Below are 3,152 nucleotides of genomic sequence, written 5' to 3'. Positions count from 1 at the left end.
CTTCAAATGAATATTTTGAATCTATCTCAAGATTAAATATGCTTCTATCTGGCTGTATCCTTATGGTTTGTTGGTCAATTATGTATGTTGAAATATATAGACTTACAAAATCAGTCTGGCCATGTGTTATCATGCATGCAATCGAGGATGCTGTTCCTACTGTTTTAGTTACAATAACAGGGATTATTACTCTTACAAACAGTAGTGATTTTTGGTTAAATCCTACTAGCGGGGTCGCTGCTACTGTTTTATTTCTCGGAATTGGAATCGTACTAAGAACTATAAGAATAAAAAGAGAACGACAATTATTCACACAATAAAAAGCAGATAATGAATTCGTCATTATCTGCTTTCCAATTTTTAAAACTACCTTATTATATTTTTTGATACATAAGCCAGTCACCAGAGTCTATCACTTTCTTTAACATCTTTTTATTCTGAGCGATATACACATATGCCTCAATTTCCCTATCAGCAACATATACTGTTTGCGTGATTCGATCATATAAATCAGTCTCCGCATTACCTGTATATTCTTCTAGTTCATCTAACTTACACAATATCTCATCATTTACTACATAAACTTCTCCATACACCTGTTCTTCAATCGAATAAGTCATGGCCGGATATCCTTCATTCGTATCAAATAATTTTCCATATGTCCAAGCTCTGTCTGCGATGCATGTTGCACCTTGCATATAATGAGCATTCGTTTGTCCTCTTCTTAATGTGCCATAAACGAACACATGATACATAAATTCTTATCCCCTTTATATGTCTCTACTTTCTTATTTGTAAATAAGCACGAATCATAAAGTAACTCACTTCATTCGGAAGCTGTTCTTTAATAGATTTCAGCCCACCCTCTGCATTTTGAACGGCAGTTTCAATAAGAGATTCATACTCTGCTGGAACAAAGCTTTGCCAATCTACTTCCATTCCATCCTCATAGCAGCGAATTAAATGGTTTTCAATTGTTTGTCTTGATAAGTTACGTTCTTTTGCAATCTCATTCAAATCAATACCTTGTTTATACATTTCATATGTTTCTAAATGAGAATTTGCGGACGCTTTTCCTGACTTTTTACGCTCTGAAACTACTTCTGTCTTAATCGTTTCAGCATAATTTGGATTTTCCTCAATAAAATGCTGAACTGCTTGTAAGAAGTGCGAGCCATATTTCACAAGTTTGTGTTCTCCGATACCTTTTACCGTCAACAATTCAGAATCATTTTGCGGCATTTTCACACACATATCTTTTAATGTTTGGTCAGAGAAAATAACGAACGGAGGTACACCTTCTCCTTGTGCAATTTCTTTACGTACTTCACGAAGCACTTCAAATAAAGGATGGTCTTGAACAATTTGTCTTGTCTCTACTCGTTCTTTTCGTAAAACATTCTCTTTACCAAGTAATACTTCTTTCCCTTTTTCAGTTACTTTTAACGTCGGATAAGTGCCATGTTCAACTGCAATTAACTCGTCTGAAATTAAAAACTCAATAAACTCACTGACCTCTTTTACACTACGGTTCGATAAAAGCCCATACGTTGGTAAAGTATGAAAATTAAATTCAATAACTTTCTTATTCTTCGACCCAGTTAATACTTGCGCTATCATTTGCTTTCCAAAGCGTTGGTTCGTTCTAATCATGCATGATAAAACCATTTGTGATTCTCTTGTCACATCGATGCTCTCGCGATTGTCTGTACAATTACCACAGCGTCCACAATCTTCTTTCGGTTCTTCTCCAAAGTATTGCAAAATGAATGATTGTAAACATTGTTCTGTATGACAGTAATCGGTCATATTTTGCAATTTTTCAAGTTCATTTGAAAAACGTGATTCTCCAGTTGATTGATCAATTAAAAAACGCTGTACTTGTACATCTTGAGAAGAATATAACAATATACATGTACTATCTAATCCGTCACGACCAGCACGTCCTGCTTCTTGATAGTAACTTTCCATATTTTTTGGAAGCTGATAATGAATTACGTAACGAATATTCGATTTATCAATACCCATCCCGAATGCAGATGTTGCTACCATTACACTTACTTCATCTCGTAAAAAGAGTTCTTGTTGCTCATTTCGATCACTATCACTCATACCAGCATGATATTTTGATACAGAAACACCTGCCTTCATCAAATCTTCATATAACTGATCGACTACTTTTCTAGTAGCTGCATATATAATCCCGGATTCCTTTTGATTTTGACGAATATAATCCGCCAAATATGCATTTCGATCTTGCCCTTTAATGACAGAAAACGATAAGTTCTCACGCTCAAACGTTGTCATAATTGTATTTTCTTGATTAATTTCAAGTGTGTTACAAATATCATCACGTACTTGCGGTGTTGCTGTTGCTGTTAATGCTAATACGAGCGGCTTTTCTGGAAGATAATCTAATATGCGATGTATATGTAAATAACTTGGACGGAAATCATGTCCCCACTGTGAAATACAGTGGGCTTCATCAATCGCAATCATAGGGATTTTCATATCAATAAGTTGATCAACAAACTCCATCGAATCAAGACGCTCAGGCGCCACATAAAGTAACTTGTAATGTCCTTGTTTCGCTAATTGAATTCGCTGATTTGCTTCTGCAATAGATATAGAACTATTAATATATGTAGCTGAAATGCCATTCTGTACCAATGTATCTACTTGATCCTTCATAAGTGATATTAGAGGCGATATAACCAACGTCGTTCCTTCAAATACTAATGCCGGAATTTGATAACAAATCGACTTACCGCCACCCGTTGGCATAATACAAACCGTATCTTTCCCATCTAGTACATTTTTAATTGTTTCATCTTGTCCTCTTCGAAACGAAGAATAACCAAAGTAGGACGCTAAAAGTTCTTGTGCTTTAGTAAACAAAAAAGAGTCACCCGCTTTTCTTTATCTTTCATCTACTTCTATTATATCAATCACTTATGCGACTTGAAAGGGATGATTAGATGCTTATTGTTTTTTCATTATTCTATGTTTCTTCACTTATTTAATATGAATTAGCATCATTATTTTATATGTTTTACAACATTTATAACGTAAATCCAGTACACAAGAAGAAAGAGTTTCAATTTAAATGTTCATTTTATTTCCCTTTCTTGAATACTACTAATCGTATACAT

The 3,152-nt window shown here is 34.5% G+C and carries 2 protein-coding genes and 1 pseudogene; 1 reads left to right on the top strand and 2 read right to left on the bottom strand.

Annotated elements, in window-relative coordinates:
• Positions 1-320, top strand: a pseudogene (locus ABWK52_RS28815) (CPBP family intramembrane glutamate endopeptidase); the annotation flags it as partial.
• Between the two features lie 54 nt (positions 321-374).
• Here ABWK52_RS28815 and ABWK52_RS28810 read toward each other — a convergent pair.
• Positions 375-755 (bottom strand): gamma-glutamylcyclotransferase family protein, encoded by a 381-nt coding sequence (locus ABWK52_RS28810; RefSeq protein ID WP_000274915.1) that lies wholly within the window; start codon positions 753-755, stop codon positions 375-377.
• A gap of 25 nt (positions 756-780) precedes the next feature.
• The gene (recQ, locus tag ABWK52_RS28805; RefSeq protein ID WP_000494270.1) at positions 781-2,898 is read right to left on the bottom strand and encodes a DNA helicase RecQ; all 2,118 of its coding nucleotides are present in this window, start codon (positions 2,896-2,898) and stop codon (positions 781-783) included.
• Positions 2,899-3,152: the final 254 nt, after the last annotated feature.

This window comes from Bacillus sp. AP50 (assembly GCF_040492675.1).
GTDB lineage: Bacteria > Bacillota > Bacilli > Bacillales > Bacillaceae_G > Bacillus_A > Bacillus_A cereus.
Note: the sequence above shows the minus strand (reverse complement) of the source record. Positions and strands in the feature narration are given on the sequence as shown.

Excerpts from the sequence above, each read along its gene's own strand:
- ABWK52_RS28810 (WP_000274915.1), bottom strand. The coding sequence starts at position 755 with ATGTATCATGTGTTCGTTTATGGCACATTAAGAAGAGGACAAACGAAT.